This is a genomic window from Variovorax sp. AB1(2024), assembly GCF_037482385.2.
In the GTDB taxonomy this organism is placed as follows: Bacteria; Pseudomonadota; Gammaproteobacteria; order Burkholderiales; family Burkholderiaceae_C; genus Variovorax.
The window spans coordinates 3,159,545-3,175,992 of sequence record NZ_JBBHKP020000001.1 but is presented as its reverse complement, the minus strand read 5'-3'; the positions used below and the strand labels follow the sequence as shown (position 1 = coordinate 3,175,992).

The 16,448-nt window shown below is 63.2% G+C and carries 23 protein-coding genes, 1 tRNA gene and 1 pseudogene; 17 read left to right on the top strand and 8 right to left on the bottom strand.

The annotated features are described in order from the left end of the window. Nucleotides 1-220 precede the first annotated feature (220 nt). From WIX39_RS14815 to WIX39_RS14805, 3 genes are all read left to right on the top strand, one after another. On the top strand, nt 221-1,042 hold the full coding sequence (locus WIX39_RS14815) for a ferritin-like domain-containing protein (protein WP_106934868.1): 822 nt from the start codon (nt 221-223) through the stop codon (nt 1,040-1,042). A gap of 192 nt (nt 1,043-1,234) precedes the next feature. After that, nucleotides 1,235-1,549, top strand: a complete 315-nt coding sequence (locus WIX39_RS14810) for a hypothetical protein (RefSeq protein WP_081266740.1) — start codon at nt 1,235-1,237, stop codon at nt 1,547-1,549. A 773-nt stretch (nt 1,550-2,322) separates the two neighbouring features. Further along, nucleotides 2,323-2,592, top strand: a complete 270-nt coding sequence (locus tag WIX39_RS14805) for a hypothetical protein (protein ID WP_106934870.1) — start codon at nt 2,323-2,325, stop codon at nt 2,590-2,592. A 42-nt stretch (nt 2,593-2,634) separates the two neighbouring features. Here the strand turns inward: WIX39_RS14805 and WIX39_RS14800 are convergent, their stop codons facing one another. Beyond that, a complete protein-coding gene (locus WIX39_RS14800) occupies nt 2,635-3,336 on the bottom strand; it encodes a Crp/Fnr family transcriptional regulator (RefSeq protein WP_106934871.1) in 702 nt (233 codons plus the stop codon). Nucleotides 3,337-3,430: 94 nt separating this feature from the next. Continuing rightward, nucleotides 3,431-3,712: a hypothetical protein gene (locus WIX39_RS14795; protein WP_409195310.1), complete on the bottom strand. Its 282-nt coding sequence runs from the start codon at nt 3,710-3,712 to the stop codon at nt 3,431-3,433. Nucleotides 3,713-3,807: 95 nt separating this feature from the next. Between WIX39_RS14795 and WIX39_RS14790 the strand changes: the two are divergent. The 5 genes and pseudogenes from WIX39_RS14790 to WIX39_RS14770 all read left to right on the top strand — a co-directional run. Then, nucleotides 3,808-3,939, top strand: a pseudogene (locus tag WIX39_RS14790) (helix-turn-helix domain-containing protein); the annotation flags it as partial. Nucleotides 3,940-4,203: 264 nt separating this feature from the next. Further along, nucleotides 4,204-4,686 carry a hypothetical protein gene (locus tag WIX39_RS14785; protein WP_106934873.1) on the top strand — a complete coding sequence of 161 codons (483 nt, stop codon included), beginning with the start codon at nt 4,204-4,206 and terminating at the stop codon, nt 4,684-4,686. A 42-nt stretch (nt 4,687-4,728) separates the two neighbouring features. Next, nucleotides 4,729-4,860 (top strand): hypothetical protein, encoded by a 132-nt coding sequence (locus tag WIX39_RS14780; protein ID WP_267898716.1) that lies wholly within the window; start codon nt 4,729-4,731, stop codon nt 4,858-4,860. A 30-nt stretch (nt 4,861-4,890) separates the two neighbouring features. After that, entirely contained in the window at nt 4,891-5,037 is a 147-nt protein-coding gene (locus WIX39_RS14775; RefSeq protein ID WP_159053621.1) for a hypothetical protein, read from the top strand. A 38-nt stretch (nt 5,038-5,075) separates the two neighbouring features. Beyond that, complete coding sequence (locus WIX39_RS14770) at nt 5,076-5,513, top strand: immunity protein Imm33 domain-containing protein (RefSeq protein WP_159053622.1); 438 nt, start codon at nt 5,076-5,078, stop codon at nt 5,511-5,513. 64 nt (nt 5,514-5,577) lie between these two features. On the opposite strand, the gene WIX39_RS14765 is transcribed toward WIX39_RS14770, so the two are convergent. Beyond that, nucleotides 5,578-6,027, bottom strand: a complete 450-nt coding sequence (locus tag WIX39_RS14765) for an SMI1/KNR4 family protein (protein ID WP_106934875.1) — start codon at nt 6,025-6,027, stop codon at nt 5,578-5,580. 134 nt (nt 6,028-6,161) lie between these two features. Here WIX39_RS14765 and WIX39_RS14760 point away from each other — a divergent pair, with 134 nt between their 5' ends. Next, on the top strand, nt 6,162-6,461 hold the full coding sequence (locus WIX39_RS14760) for a hypothetical protein (RefSeq protein ID WP_106934876.1): 300 nt from the start codon (nt 6,162-6,164) through the stop codon (nt 6,459-6,461). Nucleotides 6,462-6,550: 89 nt separating this feature from the next. On the opposite strand, the gene WIX39_RS14755 is transcribed toward WIX39_RS14760, so the two are convergent. Beyond that, a complete protein-coding gene (locus WIX39_RS14755; protein ID WP_409195309.1) occupies nt 6,551-6,997 on the bottom strand; it encodes a hypothetical protein in 447 nt (148 codons plus the stop codon). Between the two features lie 193 nt (nt 6,998-7,190). Here WIX39_RS14755 and WIX39_RS14750 point away from each other — a divergent pair, with 193 nt between their 5' ends. Beyond that, the gene (locus WIX39_RS14750; RefSeq protein WP_106934878.1) at nt 7,191-7,544 is read left to right on the top strand and encodes a hypothetical protein; all 354 of its coding nucleotides are present in this window, start codon (nt 7,191-7,193) and stop codon (nt 7,542-7,544) included. Nucleotides 7,545-7,783: 239 nt separating this feature from the next. Here the strand turns inward: WIX39_RS14750 and WIX39_RS14745 are convergent, their stop codons facing one another. Further along, entirely contained in the window at nt 7,784-8,002 is a 219-nt protein-coding gene (locus tag WIX39_RS14745) for a hypothetical protein (RefSeq protein WP_106934879.1), read from the bottom strand. A gap of 6 nt (nt 8,003-8,008) precedes the next feature. Further along, nucleotides 8,009-8,764, bottom strand: coding sequence for an integrase arm-type DNA-binding domain-containing protein (locus WIX39_RS14740; RefSeq protein WP_409196345.1), 756 nt, complete (start codon nt 8,762-8,764; stop codon nt 8,009-8,011). Between the two features lie 299 nt (nt 8,765-9,063). Here WIX39_RS14740 and WIX39_RS14735 point away from each other — a divergent pair. After that, nucleotides 9,064-9,137: transfer RNA gene (locus WIX39_RS14735), tRNA-Gly, on the top strand. Nucleotides 9,138-9,157: 20 nt separating this feature from the next. Here the strand turns inward: WIX39_RS14735 and WIX39_RS14730 are convergent. Continuing rightward, a complete protein-coding gene (locus WIX39_RS14730) occupies nt 9,158-10,069 on the bottom strand; it encodes a LysR family transcriptional regulator (RefSeq protein WP_409195308.1) in 912 nt (303 codons plus the stop codon). 124 nt (nt 10,070-10,193) lie between these two features. Between WIX39_RS14730 and WIX39_RS14725 the strand changes: the two genes are divergently transcribed. The 3 genes from WIX39_RS14725 to WIX39_RS14715 all read left to right on the top strand — a co-directional run bounded on the left by WIX39_RS14725 (nt 10,194) and on the right by WIX39_RS14715 (nt 13,290). After that, on the top strand, nt 10,194-11,189 hold the full coding sequence (locus WIX39_RS14725; protein ID WP_081266734.1) for a Bug family tripartite tricarboxylate transporter substrate binding protein: 996 nt from the start codon (nt 10,194-10,196) through the stop codon (nt 11,187-11,189). Nucleotides 11,190-11,199: 10 nt separating this feature from the next. Continuing rightward, nucleotides 11,200-12,747, top strand: coding sequence for an amidase (locus tag WIX39_RS14720; protein WP_409195307.1), 1,548 nt, complete (start codon nt 11,200-11,202; stop codon nt 12,745-12,747). Nucleotides 12,748-12,915: 168 nt separating this feature from the next. Continuing rightward, complete coding sequence (locus tag WIX39_RS14715) at nt 12,916-13,290, top strand: hypothetical protein (RefSeq protein WP_285413326.1); 375 nt, start codon at nt 12,916-12,918, stop codon at nt 13,288-13,290. Between the two features lie 5 nt (nt 13,291-13,295). On the opposite strand, the gene WIX39_RS14710 is transcribed toward WIX39_RS14715, so the two are convergent. Continuing rightward, nucleotides 13,296-14,204 carry a LysR family transcriptional regulator gene (locus WIX39_RS14710; RefSeq protein WP_409195306.1) on the bottom strand — a complete coding sequence of 303 codons (909 nt, stop codon included), beginning with the start codon at nt 14,202-14,204 and terminating at the stop codon, nt 13,296-13,298. 113 nt (nt 14,205-14,317) lie between these two features. Between WIX39_RS14710 and WIX39_RS14705 the strand changes: the two genes are divergently transcribed. The 3 genes from WIX39_RS14705 (at nt 14,318) to WIX39_RS14695 (ending at nt 16,418) form a co-directional block, all read left to right on the top strand. Further along, on the top strand, nt 14,318-15,589 hold the full coding sequence (locus WIX39_RS14705) for an SGNH/GDSL hydrolase family protein (RefSeq protein WP_409195305.1): 1,272 nt from the start codon (nt 14,318-14,320) through the stop codon (nt 15,587-15,589). Between the two features lie 78 nt (nt 15,590-15,667). Beyond that, nucleotides 15,668-15,889 (top strand): hypothetical protein, encoded by a 222-nt coding sequence (locus WIX39_RS14700; protein WP_081266774.1) that lies wholly within the window; start codon nt 15,668-15,670, stop codon nt 15,887-15,889. Between the two features lie 10 nt (nt 15,890-15,899). Further along, nucleotides 15,900-16,418, top strand: a complete 519-nt coding sequence (locus WIX39_RS14695; protein ID WP_409195304.1) for a 2'-5' RNA ligase family protein — start codon at nt 15,900-15,902, stop codon at nt 16,416-16,418. Nucleotides 16,419-16,448 lie beyond the last annotated feature (30 nt).

Here is a 16,448-nt window from a genome sequence, read left to right as displayed (position 1 = left end):
GCGGCGATGGCGACCCTCTTGTCGAACCCACTGCGGCGAACCGGCCTAACTGCTTGATTTGCTTGAACAAACGATTATAGGTTTGGCCACGGTTCCCGGGCTGTCCAGGGCAAAACAGCATGATCCGGGCGCCGCGGCTAATATGCGGCCCTGACGGAAAAGAGAACCAAATACGGGCGACGTCATCCGTACTTGTACGGACTTGAAGCAAGGAGCGCGCATGGCAAGGCAAGAGGCGGAACACTGGAAGATCGAAGATCTGGACTTTTCGCGCATTGCGCTCGATGAAGTCCGTGCGGACGAAAACCTCTTCTACCTGGTGGTCTCGGCCTCTTTCATCGAGAGCGGCTCCGACCTCTACACCCAGAACCTGATTGATTTCTTCCAGGGCGACGACGAGGTCACCGACTGGCTGTCGAACCACTGGGAAAAGGAAGAACTGCAACACGGCAAGGCGCTGCGCGCGTACGTGCGCCACGTGTGGCCCGAGTTCGAATGGGACACTGCCTACGCGGGCTTCCTGGAAGAGTATGCGACCTACTGCAAGGTCGAGTTGCTGGCCCCCACCCGCGCCCTCGAAATGACCGCGCGCTGCGTGGTCGAGACGGGCACCGCCACCTATTACCGGGCCATGGCCCGCAGCACCACGGAGCCGGTGCTGCACGACCTGGCCAGCCGCATCGCGACTGACGAGGTCAACCACTACAAGCACTTCTACCGCTTCTTCCGGCGCTACCGCGAGCAGGAAAGGCTGAGCCGCTTCCGGGTGTTCGGCACCATCGGCCGACGCACGCTGGAGCTCAAGAGCGAGGATGCCGACTGCGCCATTCGCCACGTGGTGCAGGCCCGCTCGCCCAGCCGCGCCAGCGACACCGCCTACGTGCAGCAGTTGAGCGCCAAGATGAACAGCACCATCCGCACCAACCTGAGCGCCGGCACCACGCTCAAGATGCTGATGCGGCCGCTGGAATTGCCCGCGCGTGTGCAGACCGTGATCCAGTACCCGATCAAGCAGTTCATGCAGCACGTGTTCCTGCGCTGAGCGCGCCCGCCTACAACAGCCACGCCGGGGGCTCGAGCGTTTCTAAAGCAGAAAACCGGAACGGCCGTCTCGTTTCCGGCAACCGGCGTCTCGCTAGTATCTGCCCCCACACCTCTAGCGGCAGGGCGGAGACCTTCGGATGAGCGCCCTGCGCTCCTGGCAAGTTGCTCGCAGTCCCTGCATGCGAGTCCGATGTTCGAAAACAAAGCCAATCGCGACCAAGCCTATACAGTGCGCCTCGAAGGCACGAGTCTCTCCATACGGGACCTGATGGAAGTGCGTTTCACCTTTCTGCGGGTGCTGGAGCAGCGCATCGGGCCGCCGACGCGCGTGGTGAAGTGCTACCGGGCCTGGTCGAGCCAACTCGAGTGGGGCACGGAGTCGATGACGGACACGCAGATTGCCAATGCCCGCGCATGGCGCGAAGCATGGGAGCACGCTGTCGGTGTGGCTGCACCACTGCTCAGCCACCCTCGGAACACGAAATTTCACTTCGAGCTCCTTTGATCAGAAATCGAACAAAAAAAACCCAGCACTAGGCTGGGCTGAACCTCTTGAGTGCTGTCACACACAGAGAACTCGCACTTCGAAGCGAGCAAACAAAATCTAGGGCTTCAAGCGCCGCCGCCTTGTCGGACGGCACCGACAATTCCAATATGGTGCTGTGGCACAACAACTTCCGACCCTGAAAAAACTGCCAAATAGTTCACGTTTTAATGAGTGTCCTACGGCTTCTGACTGTTTCCGGCTGACAGGCTTCCAGCCGGCCTCCCAGGACCATGCAATTGCTGTCACGCAACAGGGCCGCAAATAGAAGAAGAGCTCTCTGTTCGTTCTTAGAGCGCCCTCATGGGCTCCTCGCAACCCGCTTCGGCGGGTATTTTTTTGCCCGCATACCAGCAGCGCTTCGACGGGTCGGGCGCGGTCACTGCGGCCTACCACAAGGCAATTACATGTTTTCCCTTTCCGATGGGGACAATGTTGTGGAAAACCTTGTGTGCAGCGCCCGGAAGCCTTGTCTGGCGTGGCCTGCAACGCGATGCCCGCAAAAGAGGCAGCGCTTGAAAAAATCTTCACAACGGGTTGAATTCGGGGTTTTCGCGCAACGCTCGAGGGTTCCCGGAGACTCGGCGGCTGTCAGCAACGGTCGGTTCCGGCTGACACGCCATCCCGCAGCCTCCCGGGAAATTGCGACCATGCAGTCGCCGGATTCGTGCCAGCCAGGGAGGCGCTGCCAATGACATTCCGACGTGGCACCGCAGCACTACAGAGAGTTTTCCGTGGTCGAATATTTCAAGGTTGGTCTTCCCTACATACGAACGCGCTTCAAGGTTCCCGCGCGGCGTGGCGGCCGTGTGGAACTCAAGGGCCGCTTCGGCACCATCCGGGGCTCGAGCGGCGAATACCTGCTGGTCAAGTTCGACGACGACGAAACCGCGGCCATCGTCCACCCGGTCGAGCCCAACTATGTCGAGAATGGCGAAGCGGCAGAGATGCCGCTTTCCCCGCCGTCCGACGACGGCGCTGCGCCCACGCGCGGCGGCGCCTGATCAACCTCCGAAGCCCAACCCCCGAAGCCGCTTCGCAAGACGTCAGGCCGCGCTGAAAGTCCGAGGCGGTGGGGCGATGTCGCGCAACGTGCCGAAATCTGTCGTCGCCATTCCATCGGTCAGGTAGAGCGCCTCATCATCGCGACGCATGAGGCCACGGTTCTCCATGCCGCGCATGGTCTTGTTGACCACCTCCCGCGAAAGGCCCGCGTACGACGCGATCACCGACTGCGAAATGCGCTTGTCGAACCCGCCTGCGCTCGCCGGGGCCAGGTCGGCCAACTGGTGCAGCACGCGATGCACCACCGCCTCGGGCGGCAGCGACGAGATGCGGCGCATCTGGGCGCGCAGCATGCTCATTCGCTTCATCGCGAGGCCCAGCAGGCCCAACGCGACCTCGGGATGCCTGGAACACAGGCCGCGCATGACGGCGATGGGCACGAAATAGACCGCCGACGGCAGCGCGGCAACGAGGGTATGCATCGACTGGTAGCGGTCTTCGCGGATCGACAGATCGAAGAAGAAGTCGTTGCGTGCGACGAACTCGGTCGTCACTTCGGTGCCTTGGTCACGCGAGGGCGTGACGACACGGAGCAGCCCGCTTGCCACGCAACAGATCTGATCGGTCGACTCACCCGCATTCAGCAAAGTGTCGTTGCGCTTGTAGTGGCGAAGCTCGCTGCACTTGATGAGCGCCTCGCGCTCCGCGGCCGGCAGGTTCGCCGTGAGAGGGTGAAGGTACATGCAGCGATGGTGAGCCGTCGGTACCCTCCAAGCAATCCCGCAGATTGGGTATTGGGCGCATTGCGATACGCGCTATAACCCCCGGCCCGGACACTCAGTCCTCGGTTTCGGACTCGTCTTCCTCTTCGTCGTCGTCTTCGCTCTCTTCGGCACGGCGAATCGTCACGAAATTCTCGGCATCTTCCACGAATGCCATGAGCTTCTCGTCAGGCTCAATGCCGCGCACTTCGGTCTGCGGGCCGTCACCATTCTTGTAGTCGACCTGGACCAGCGCGAAGCACGCCAGGGGCTCTTCCATCTCGCCGTCGTCGCCTCCGTCATACACGGCAACCCAGCCTTCGGCGGGCATGATCTGCAGGATCTTCACGTCTTCCATTGATTGATTCCATGACTATCGGCAGCCGCATCAAGGAATCCAGGTGCGCGATTGGTTGGAGCCAGGTCCAACTGACGGACTAAGCTGGAGTTACCCAGAGCGCCATTGGGAACATCGAGTCTGGGCTCAGGCAACGACCGCGGGAACTCGTGTCCATAGCCAAGGCGCTGCGGGTCTCACCGGAATGGCTGGAGACGGGCAAGGGGCCCAGGGCCGGGCGCGCCTAGCTCAAGCTCGTGGGAGCCGATGGCGGGCCGTCAGTGCGAGCGTTGGTGGAGTACCTGGCCGACATCGCCGCTCAGCAGCGGCCGACTCTTCGAAAGAACTTGGCGAACCTGCTGGTCGATCTGGTCGAGCATTCCGAGGACACGATAACCATCAGGGACATTGAGCGGTCCTTCGCTCCGCCCCAGAAATAGCAGGGTTCTCGCCCATGAACCAGCCGTAACAAAAGGTTAGGATGTCGGCTCGAATTTCAGAGGAGCGAGGGAATGAAAAAACTCGGCATCGCCTTGCTGGCAGCCGCATGCTCGATGGCGCACGCCGTCGGCTGGAACTACGACTCTTCCACCGACAAAATGACGGGTAAGAAGTCAGCAAGCGCGCAAACGGTATCTGACAACTCTCTAAGCTTTGGGTTTCCGTACCAAGGCGTCAATCGTGGCAACTTGATCGTGCGCCAGCACCCACAGTACGGTCTTGATGTTCTGATCACTATCGACAAGGGGCAGATGCTTTGCAGCAGCTACGACTGCAAGGTCTCCATCAAATTTGACGACGCACCTCCGGTCAAATTCAGCGGTAGCGGTCCGGCCGACCACAGCAGCCAAACGATCTTCATCGAAGGAGCGGCGAAGTTCATCGCCTCCGCTAAGAAGGCGAAGAAGATCCTGGTTCAGTTCAATGCCTACCAGAATGGCGCACCTGTGCTTGAGTTCAGCACACCGCAGCCACTGGACTGGCCTAAAAAATAGCACGCGCCGCGATCTCACAATCCATCGAACCAGCAAAGATAAATGAGCCTGTTCGAACTACGCGTGACGGCACTAGTGCCAGCGATTGGAAAGGGTAAAACCCTGAAGACTAACGCGATCGCTGAAGATGGCTTTGACTACCTCACCGAACTTCGACAACAAGGTTTCCATTAGACTGATGGCCAGCCCGACTCTGCTGGCCGCGTGGAGTTCAACTCAGACCTCTTCCGAGGTACGGACAGCGAGGTAACGGTGCAGGTGTACGCCGTCGATCAAGAAGAGCTGGAACGTGAGGTCATGCCAACGCTTGAGGCGCTGCTGCCCTGGAACATCGACCTCATCGCAGCGTAATCTGTCCAGATGTCAGAATTCACTATTCAGTCCTACGAGTGCTTTCTGATCCGGAGCACGCGCGCCATCCCATTGGTTGCGCTTGGCTCTGTCAGCCGTTTGCAAAACGTCGAGGAGCAAAAATCGATATGTGGCCGTTTAAAAAGAAGAAAGAGCCTTGGGAAGACAAGTTCGCCGCACTCGCGCCGCTCGTCCTGGCATCGGACCAAGTCATGGGCCCGAACCGGCTATCCGTGTGCTTTGCCTATCGGGTCAAGCCGAACAACCCACACGATTCGGGCTGGATTTTTCTCAGTGGCAGGGAGAGCCAGCGCGTGCTCGATGACAACCCACCAAAGGTATGTCCTCTGAATTCCTTCCTCAAGATGGACCCGTCGTTGAGCACGATCACAGACAAGCCTATCGGCTCAGCGTGGGAGCGCAATAGCGCCGATGCGCCATGGGAAGAGGTGTTCGATTTCAAAACGCGCGACTGAAGCGACCTCTATGCCTGTCGTCGCAAAACATTGCGCAAGGGCGTAGAACATTGATCGCTTACGGTCAAAGCACTCCGGCAAGCCCATTCATGTCGTTCAACAGAAACTCGGAGAAGCGCCCCGCGGGTCGAGGCTCGCTCACACCATCGGTCATGAACCAGCACTCGGGATCTGGGACCGCCGCCTCAGCCTCAAACCAAGCCGCCATGTAGCCTTGATGCGAGAAGAAGACGACGTGAGAGTCCTTCAGTTGGTACTCGACTTCCTCCTCTTCGAGCAGATCCCGAAGCATGCCGTGATTCGAGAAGATGCAGTCGATGAACCAGGCTGAGCCGCGAAAGATACCGTCGCAGTCCCGGCCCATCCAAAGCAGGTAATCCCTGTAGGCCTGAGGAAGCTGGAAACCCAGCTTGCGCTCAAGCGCTTCGACTTCCGCCTCGCTGGCGCCGATTGGAGCGCCTATCCTGGGCTCAATGTGAAGCGCGTGGAACTGTTTTGCGGCTTCGATGGGCATGAGATGGTGAGTTGTCAGGTCGAGTATGCCGAAGCTGACGGTACGTCCCCTGCTTTTTCGGCTCGACCGGACTGCACCCTATCGCGACAAACACGAAATCCCGCTAAATTTGGCGCCACTGGAGGTGAAAGTAAATGCTGGAACTGCTCGATACGGGTCGGATTGCGCACAAGCTTGGGAGGTGGCGGTGGACCGCCTACTTCGCTTCTGGGGTGTGCCTGTTTTTAATCGGTTGGGGAATCGCCGAGGTCCTCATGATTCCCAGCCTTATGAGCCCGGTCGCCGCCGACTCATCGCCCGCGTTTTGGACGTTTGCGGCCTTCTCGCTGGCTTCGCTACTTCTGATCATCTACAGCGTTCGCCTTTGCTACATCGACGAGATGCATGGGACTTACATCGAAGATGCGCAGCATTACAAGACCCACGGCTGGTAGCGCAGTCGTATAGCACTCCGAAGCCCGCCCCAAGCGGGCTTTTTCGTTCCCGGGGCCGGCATCGAACCGGCACATTGCCGTTTCCACCGTCAGCCCATTTCCGATCGCTTGCAATCAAAGACCGCGCTCGGCTCAATCGCCTTCAACGCCGGCGTATTGCCGACGAACGTCACTCCTGCACCGATGAGGCGCCAGTCATCCAGCGACTTGAATAGCTTGAAGAGGTGGGTGACCTCGACGCCAGCAGCGGGAATTGTGTTGAAGACATAGATCGGCTCGCCAAACTGGGCGTCTGTCGAACTCACCAACTCGGCTTTCAGTTTGCCCATCGTCTCCGAGTCCTTGGTCCTGAAACGCACGATGTCCATGTTGACAGTTCGCGAAGGCTCATCGATGGAGATTCTGCGAACCCAGTGCAGGTATGGCGTGTCCTTGCTCGCAACCGGAACGCATGTGATCGTCTTTGCCGACGCCGAGCCCGCGGCCAAGAGCAGCAGCAGCGCCTGGCAAGCGAGACGCCTAGTTTGAATTTTCATGGTCGCCCTCCTCTGTTATTGAGTGGTCCACTTTAGCGCCTCGCGTCGATGTCCAACTTTTGCGCCCCTTCCCTCGTGTTGATGGCAATATCACGGGTGTGTTTGAACCGTTGGCGCGCGAGGTCGACGAGGCTGGTGATCAGCTCTTAGCGCAGTACCAAGAGGCCCGCAACCTGGCCAACGAGGCGCAAGCATGAACGCCGTCCTCGAAAGGCCCCGCGCCAAGGCTAAGCCGAAGGCCACGAAGGGCGGACTGCAGACACGGCTCGAGTCGATATTCACCAACCTCAAGCTCGACCAGGAAAAGCTGCAACTCGCACACCAGTCAGTCGAGCTGAAGCACCCCGGCGACACCGCAGACGTGCTTCTGCGTGCCGTCATCGAAGACCTGCTGCCAGCCGCCATCGCGCCGATGTACCGGCAGCCCCTGACGCGCAACGACACCGACGCGGCCTACACCGGCATGTTCACGTCGCTCGCAGCGATCGAAGGGACCATCGCGCTGTCGCGCGGCCAAGTGATCGAGCCCGTGCTTCGTGAAGCATAGGTGCTGCTCGACGAAGCGAACAGCCAGATGGACTTCGGCGACATGGGCGACGTACTGCCACAGCGCTAGGACATCACGGAAGCCGACCAGATGCAAGGCGATATTGCAGCACGTCTACCAGCCGCCGCCGCCGCCGAGCATGAAAACGTAGCCAGCCGCATTTTCGGCGCACACGACAGAACCATCGAAGCCCACGCGATTCTCGACTCTCGCGTAGCGGAGATGAACACCGGAGCCGCCTATGGCGCTCGCTCGCTGGTGAAGGTCGCCGTTGATGCAACTAGCGCCGCGGATGCGACCAACACGCGCAACGACTGCGAGCACGCGAGCTGCGCCAGCCCAGACTTGCCCACGGCCTTGAGGCGGCGCTGCACGATCTTCAGTGCACGCCCCACCAGCGGCACGCGCAGATCGACGGCTTCCTCGAAGCGCGCGTTCGTTGTCGCTTCCTTCGGCACGGTCCACTACCAGCCATCCTTCTCTTCGGTGATGTGCTCCGGGCGCATGGCCGGGATCTCAACGCCGCGCGCGCAGGTCCACAGGTAAATCTGCGTCGCATCACGGCCGAGTTCGTGCATGTTCGGCAGCCACGCCAACAGTTCTCCGACCTCATCGTCGCGCAGCACGCGCCGCTTCTGGCCCTGGTGCTCACCGCCGACGATCTTCCCTTTGCTTTTCAGCTTGCCCTTCATCAGGGTGGGCCACCAGTTCGGCACGTCCTGGTCGAGGCGGCCAACGTCCAGCGCACGCGACCACGCCGCGCCGAGCATCGAGCGTAGCTTTTGCGCCGCCGTTGGCGTAGCTTTTCGGGCATCGAGCAGGTCGAAGCACGTAGAGCGGGTCACGGCAGCAGCCGGCGCATCGGCAAATGCCGGCTCTTCGTCCAACAGCCTTTCGAGCGCCCTCCTCGCCGCGATGGCACCCGCTTCCTGGCGCTCCTGCTCGATGTGGTTGGTGATGTAGTCCTGCACCAGCTTGCGCACGGTGAACACCTCGGCATCCGCCGGCACCGCAGCGGCAGGTTTGCGCTGCTGCCGCTGGAACGCCTTCGGGTCCACGCCGTCGGCGCGCAGGATGCGCAGCCGCTCCACGGCCTCGGCCGCTTCGGATGGCCGCATGCCGGGATACGTGCCGATGCGGGTCTGCTTCATCAGCCCCGTGACGGGCTGCTTGTAGCGGTAGGTCCACGTTATCTTGGACGCAGAGGCGACAAGGCGCAGTCCCTAGCAACCTTCAACGACGAGATGCTCGCCTGGCTTGAGCTGCTTGGCAGCGCGAACATCGAAGAACATGGCCCTATACTCCCGGCTGTCGTCGCTCGCAGGCATGCGGCCGACGGGTGGTTTCGGGTGTAGTTTCTATCAAAAAAACCTACGCCAAAACCTACGCCAAGGTGCCAAGTGGACAGGGGTGTGACCGGGTGACGTTGGGAACACGGTCGAAGTCGAAAGACCTTCTTTACTCTGTAAGATCAGGCACTTAGGTGGATAACTCGTTAGAAATCAACGGGTTGCAAAATGCGGGTGTAGTTCAATGGCAGAACGGCAGCTTCCCAAGCTTCATACGAGGGTTCGATTCCCTTCACCCGCTCCACTCCCTCTTCCCGGACCGCATCACGTAGCCTTCACCGCGTCGACCAGAAAGCGCACGAAGGCTTTTCCCGCATCGGGCAGCGAGCGGCCCGCCATGGTTTCTATCTCCAGATGACGCTCGTTCATCTCGCGGTCCTTTAGCGGAATGACGACCAGCGCCTTGCTCTGCAGCAGCGAGCGCATCGACAGCGCGCCGTAGAAGGCGATGCTGTCTCCACCCGTCGCCACAAAGCTCAACAGCGCGCTCGCGTGGTTGCTGGACATGGCCTGCACATAGCTAAGCCCCTGCCGGCTGCAACTGGCGTCGAGCAGGCGCCGTATCGAACTGTCTTCCTGCGGCAAGCCCAGCGGGTACGCCACCACCTGGCGCAGCGACAACTGCCGCTGCGACGCCAGCGGATGGTCCTTGCCCATCACGGCCAGGATGGGGCTGGGGTGCCGCAGCTCGATCTCGATGCCGGGCTCGGGCACGGCGCTCAAGGTGATGCCGACATCGGCTTCGCCGTCGCGCACATGCCTGGAAATGTCCGCCGGAGAGCAGACCTGCAAATGAAAGCGCACGCCCTCGTGCTTGCGCCGGAAGCGGGCGATCAGGGTCGGAATGAAGTCGAAGGCGAAGCCCTCGGTGCTCGCCACGCGCACATGTCCGCTGCGCAGGCCGCGCAAGCCGGCGATGTCGTTCGCGACCCGCTCGATGTCCTGCTGCGCCCGCTTGGCGTGCGCTGCCAGCATTTCGCCGGCGGCATTGGGCACCATGCCTCGCGCGTGGCGGTCGAACAGCAGCGTGTCGAGTTCGCGCTCCAGGCGCGCCACCTGCCGGCTCACCGCCGAAGGCGCGACGTTGAGTTTGAGCGCCGCTTCCTTCACCGAGCCGGTCTTCACGACCTCGAGGAAATAGCGGACCGCGGTCTCCTGCAAGGCACGAAGTGACATGGAATTCTCCGATTCTCGATTGCTGATTCGGCAATGAAAGATTCTAAACATTGCGCTTGTTGCATCGACTGCCGACTCCTAGGATGACTTTCTTTCGCACTCTCTCGAACCATCAGGAGCTCCGATGAACCGTCTTCCGCTCATGGCCCGCGCGGCCCTCGCCTTGCTGTACGGATTCAGCCTTGCCGCGGTGCCGCTGACCGCGCCCGCCGCCGAGACGGCCTTCCCCTCGCGCCCAATCACGCTCGTGATTCCCTTTCCGCCCGGGGGCGCGACGGACGTCAACGGCCGCGTGATCGCGCAGCGGCTCGGCAAGGAACTCGGGCAGCCCGTCGTCATCGAGAACCGCGCAGGCGCCGGCACGGTGATCGGCGCAAGCTACGTCTCGAAGGCGGCGCCCGACGGCTACACGCTGCTGGTCAGTTCGGGCTCCACATTCACCGTCAACCCCGCCATCCGCGCCAACCTGCCCTATGACCCCGTCAAGAGCTTCGACCCGATCGGCATCGCCGGGCGCATCGCCCTGATCCTGCTGGCCAACAGCGACGTGCCGGTGCAGACGGTGAAGCAGTTCGTCGACTACGTGAAGGCGTCGCCCGGCAAATATTCGTATGGTTCCTTCGGCACCGGCACCACCTCGCAGTTCGCCGGCGAAAGCATCCTGCACGCGGCCGGCCTGAAGATGACGCACGTGCCCTACAAGGGCAGCGCTCCGGCCATGACCGACCTGATGGGCGGGCAGATTCCCTTCAGCATCGACACCGTGAGCGCAGCGATCCCTCAACTCAAGAGCGGCAAGATCAAGGCAATTGCGCTGACCACAGCCAAGCGCTCCGTCTTGCTTCCCGACGTGCCGACCATGGCCGAGAGCGGCTATGCCGACATAGACATCGACGCCTGGCTGATGCTGGCGGCGCCGAAGGGACTGCCCGCCGATGTGAAGGCCAAGCTCGAGAAGGCCCTTGCGGCGACGATTGCCGACCCCGACACACGCGCCAAGCTGCTGGGCCAAGGGCTGGAGCCGGCTTACAGCAATGCTGCCGCGGCCAGCGAACTCATCAACCGCGAACTGCCCGTGATGCGCGCCGTGGCTGCGCGCGCGAGCATCACGGCCGATTGAAGAGCGACCGATGAACGCAGCACCGAACACATCGCCACCCGCCGCCGAGCTCGTCGAGCACTCCGCCGTCGAATTGCGCCGCCTCATCGGCAGCAAGGAGATCTCGCCGGTCGAACTGCTGGAAGCATGCATCGCGCGAATCGAACGCGTGAACCCCTTCGTCAACGCGGTGACCGCCACCTGCTTCGAACGCGCGCGCGCGGAAGCCAAAGGCGCGGAAAGCGCGCTCATGCGCGGCGACCCGCTCGGACTGCTGCACGGGCTGCCGCTGGGCGTGAAAGACCTCGAGCCCACGCAGGGCCTGCTCACGACCTGGGGCTCCGCCATCTATCGCGATCACGTGCCGGCGGAAGACATCGAACTGGTGGCCCGCCTGCGCCGCGCGGGCGCCATCGTGACGGGCAAGACCAACGTGCCCGAGATGGGCGCGGGCGCCAACTCGCGCAACGAAGTGTGGGGCGCCACCGGCAACCCCTTCAACCCGAACCTGAATGCGGGCGGCTCTTCGGGCGGGTCGGCGGCGGCGCTGGCCTGCGACATGCTGCCCGTGTGCACCGGCTCCGACACCGGCGGCTCGCTGCGCATTCCCGCGGCCAAGTGCGGCGTGGTGGGCTTCCGGCCTTCGCCGGGCATCGTGCCGAGCGTGCGCAAGCCGCTGGGCTGGACCCCGATTTCGGTCGTCGGCCCCATGGGCCGCACGGTGGAAGATGCGTGCCTGCAGCTGGCCGCATCCGCCGGCATGCACGCGGGCGACCCGCTCAGCCATCCGCTGGATCCGTTGTCCTTTCTCAAGCCGGCTCCGGTCGACCTGGCCAACCTGCGCGTGGCATGGACCGAAGACTTCGGCACCTGCGCGGTGGACGACCGCATCCGCGCCACTTTCCGCCGCAAGATCGAGGCCATGCGGCACTTGTTCCGGCGCTGCGACAAGGTCGAGTTCGACATGGGCGAGGCGCATCGCTGCTTCGACGTGCTGCGCGCCGAGGCTTTCGTGGCGGGCATGCAGGCAGCCTACGAGCGCGACCCCAACAGCCTGGGCCCGCACTCGCGCGCGAACTACGAAATGGGTGCGCAGATGAGCCTGCTCGACAGCGCCTGGGCGCAGGCCGAGCAGACCCGCCTTCTCAAGCGCTTCCAGGCGACCTTCGCCGATTACGACCTCGTGCTGTCGCCGACCACCCCGGTCTCGCCCTTCCCCTGGACGCAGCCGTACCCCGACACCATCAACGGCGAGAAGCAAGCCAACTACTACCGCTGGCTGGCGCTGACCTACGTGGTCACGCTCACGACGCACCCGGCGATTTCGCTGCCTTGCGGCGTCGACCACGCAGGCATGCCCTTCGGGCTGCAGGTCGTAGGCGGATTCAGGATGGACCACCAGGTGCTGGGTGCGGCGCATGCCATGGAGGCGGCGTTCTCTCGCGATGCGCAGCTGCGCAGGCCGCGCCCCGACCTGGCCGCGCTGCGAGCGGCGGAGCCTGCCTTGACATCGATCGTCACGACACCGCCCGTCTTCGACCGCGGCCTCGTGGAGACAGCCGCGATATCGGCTGTCTGAGCCTCGCCGGCGGGTATCGGCCAGTTTGCTTGCACATCAAAATACTGTATATTCAAACAGTACTTCACGGGAGTTCTGAAATTCCCAATCCCGGTCAATTGCCCCAAGCACGCCAGGACGATGAACCAAGCTGAACTGTTCTTTCCCCGCGCAACCACGCCAGCCCCCATGCCTGCCGCATCGTTGCCCGAATTCGAAGCCCCGCTCCACTTCGTGGAGGTCGAAGCAGCGGCTGAAGAAGCCGATGCCTCGCCACCAGACGCCTACACCGTGCGGCTGGCGGATTACGCACTTCCATCGGCAGACGCCGCAAGAGTGGCCGAGCAGCGCTTCCGCCGCGAAATCGACCGGCAGCTGGGCAACGATGTCATTCCCGCGCTGCGCGCCTTTCAAAATGCCAGCGAGTCGACCGAAAGCGAACTCTCGAAGGCAGAAATCGCAATGGCCAAGCGCTGGGCAAAGGCCTACGACGCCGCGCGAACCGCGGGCTTTCGCGATCTGGGCGAAACCGACGAGGCGTACTTCGAAATCCGCATCGACTGACGGCGTCAGCCTTGCCGGGGCGACAAGGCTCCAGGCAAGCGCGACACCCGCTCGGCCAGGAAATCCACCATCACGCGCACCCGCAACGGCAGATGGCGGCGCGGGGCATACAACAGGTGAAGCTCCTGCGCCGGCCCTGTGTGCCGGCCAAGCACCCGCACCAGCCGGCCTTGCGCCAGCAGGTCCGCCACCATCCACGTCGGCTGCAATGAAATGCCTGCGCCGCCGAGCACGCTGTCGAGCAGCGCCACGGCGTTGTTGACGCGATAGCGGCTGCGCACCGGCACCGCCTCCGGCCCGTTCGGCCCCTGCAGCAGCACGCCGTCGTCTCCGCCCGCATAGCGAAGGTAGTCGTGCATCAGCAGATCCTGCGGCTTGCGCGGTTTGCCGCGCGCGGCGATGTAGTCGGGCGACGCGACCAGCACGCGCGGCCATGTGCCGAGATGCCGGGCAACGAGATCGGGCGGCAGCGTGCCGCCGACCCGCAGCGACACGTCGACGCGTTCCTCCAGCGGATCGACGAATCTGTCGTCGAGCACCAGTTCCAGCTCGATGTCGGGGTACAGCGCCAGGAACTCCAGCACCATCGCATTGAGATGCCGCTGGCCCAGCGTCACCGGCGCGCTCACGCGCAGCAGGCCGCGCGGTTGCTGGATGCCTTCGCGCGCATCGGCCACCGCGTCGCCGTAGTCTTCGAGCACGCGCCGCGAGCGCTCGTGAAAGCGCTGGCCTTCCTCCGTCAGGCGCAGGCCCGCGGCGGTGCGCCGCAACAGCCGCACGCCGAGCGAGCGCTCGAGCCCCGCGACGAGCTTGCTGACGGTGGGCTGCGTGGTGTCCAGCGCACGCGCGGCGCCCGACAGGCTGCCCAGTTCGACGCTGTGCACGAAGGCTTCGATGGCGCGCAAGGTGTCCATGGCGGATGTATTCGAATTTGGAATGGGCTGGATGCCATTCTGCCTTCTACACATACGTATCTGCATGAATGAAAGTCGTGTCATCGATCCGCTTTTCATCCAAGGACATGCAAATGACACCCTCTGCATTCACGTCGCTCATCCGCCACGGCGCCCTGGCGCTTTCACTCGCCACCGCGGTCTCCGCGTCCGCGGCCGAACCCGCAACCGCCTATTGGAGCCCCAGCTGGGTCGCCAGCACGCAGCCCATCTGGAGCGGCGACTTCGTGCTGCCCCCGGGCCTGCCGTTCCAGTTCAACCGGCAGACCGTTCGACAGGTGGCTCGCCTGAGCATCGGCGGTACGCGGCTGCGCGTGGTGGTCAGCAATGAAGGCGGCACGTCGCCGCTGCACATCGGCGCGGCTCGCGTGGCACGCCATGCGGAGGGCTCCGGGATCGTCGAAGGCACTGACCGGCAACTGCGCTTCGGCGGACAGGCCGAAGTGGCCGTGCCGCCCGGTGCCCGGCTCGTCAGCGATCCGGTCGACATCGTGTTGCCCGCACTCGGCGAGGTTGCGGTGTCGCTCTATCTGCCGCGCCCCAGCCAGCCCGCGGGCTTTCATTTCGATGCCCGCCAGATCGCCTACGTGGCAGACGGCGACCTGACCGGCGCCCCGCGCATGCCGGCCACCGCGAGCCAGTGGAGCACCCGCGTTTACGTCAGCGGCCTGATCGTGGAAACGCCCAAGCCCCCGGTCACCGTCGTCACCCTCGGCGATTCGCTGACCGACGGCAACGGCTCCGCCCCCGGCGCCAACACCCGATGGCCCGATGCATTGGCCGAGCGGCTGGCAAACCGTGGCGTCGCCGTGCTGAACGCCGGCATCTCCGGCGGCCGGCTGCTGAAGGACGGCATGGGCCGCGCCGGCTTGGAGCGCGCGGGCCGCGACGTGTTCGCGCAGCCGGGCGTGCGGGCCATGGTCGTGCTGCTGGGCACCAACGACATCGGCTGGCCCGGCGGTCCGTTCGCGCCCGACGAGCCTGCGATGCGCGCGGAAGAATTGATCCAGGGCTTCAGGCAACTGATAGAGATGGCCCGTGCCCACAACGTACGCATTGTGGCCGGAACCATCCCGCCCAATGAAGGCGCCTTGCAAGGCACGCCACTCGCGGGCCACTACGCACCCGAAAAAGACAAGGTGCGCCAGGCCGTGAACCGCTGGATCCGCGAAGGCGGCGCGTTCGACGCGGTGGTCGACTTCGACGCACTGATGCGCGACCCGGCCCACCCATCGCGCCTGAAGGCGACCATGGACTCGGGCGACCACCTGCATCCGGGCGACGCCGGCTACAAGGCGATGGCCGCCGCCATCGACCTGGAGGCCCTGCTGGGCACGGCGCCGTGAGCTCGCAAATATACTGTACATGCATACAGTATTTCTCTAAAATTGGTCGTCTCCAAGAACAACATCGAGGCGACGCCGATGACCACCGCCAACCCGCCCGCGCCCTCCGCGCAGGCTCTTTTCTTCTCGAGGTTGCATCCGTTGCAGCCCCGCTCACGCAAGGGCCGGGTCTCGACCTGGCCCTTCAAGGTGGCTCGCGAACAGGGCCAGTACGACATCCATGACAAGGACGACGTTCGCGTCCAGGCGGCGCGCGTCATCCGCACGACGGCCGAGAGTTGGTGGCCGTCAGTTTCCTGAAGGATCGACAATGACCGAAGGCACAAGGCTCCTCATCGGACTTTTCCCCACCGCAGACGTGCAAGCTGAAATCCAGGCACACCGCCAGGATTGGTGGTGGCCAAGAGATTGCTCGTTTCCGCCTGAAGAGCGCCTGCACCTGACGCCTCAATCCCTCGAGGATCAGCAGGGCAAAGCCGAGCTGCGACTGCGTGCCGCACTCGCCGAAGTTCCCACGCGGCCGCTGAACATCAAGCTCGACAGCTCATGCACATGGCCCAACGACGTCTCGGTGGTGCGGCCCTCCGCGCACGAGGGATTGCGGCGCCTCCAATACGACATCAGCCTTGCGCTGCGGCGCTCGGGCTTTTCCTTGTTGCTGTCAGGCCGGTGGACGCCACACATCACGATCGCACGCAATTCAGAGCATGCCGCCGCCCCCATGCCCCTCGAGCCTATTCACTGGTTCGCCCATGAATTCCGCCTGGTCCGCTCGCACTTCACCCGCTCGTTCCGCCACGAGCTGCTGGACTCATATCCTCTGCATTGAGACGAGGCATTCGCAAGGCACTACAGTGGC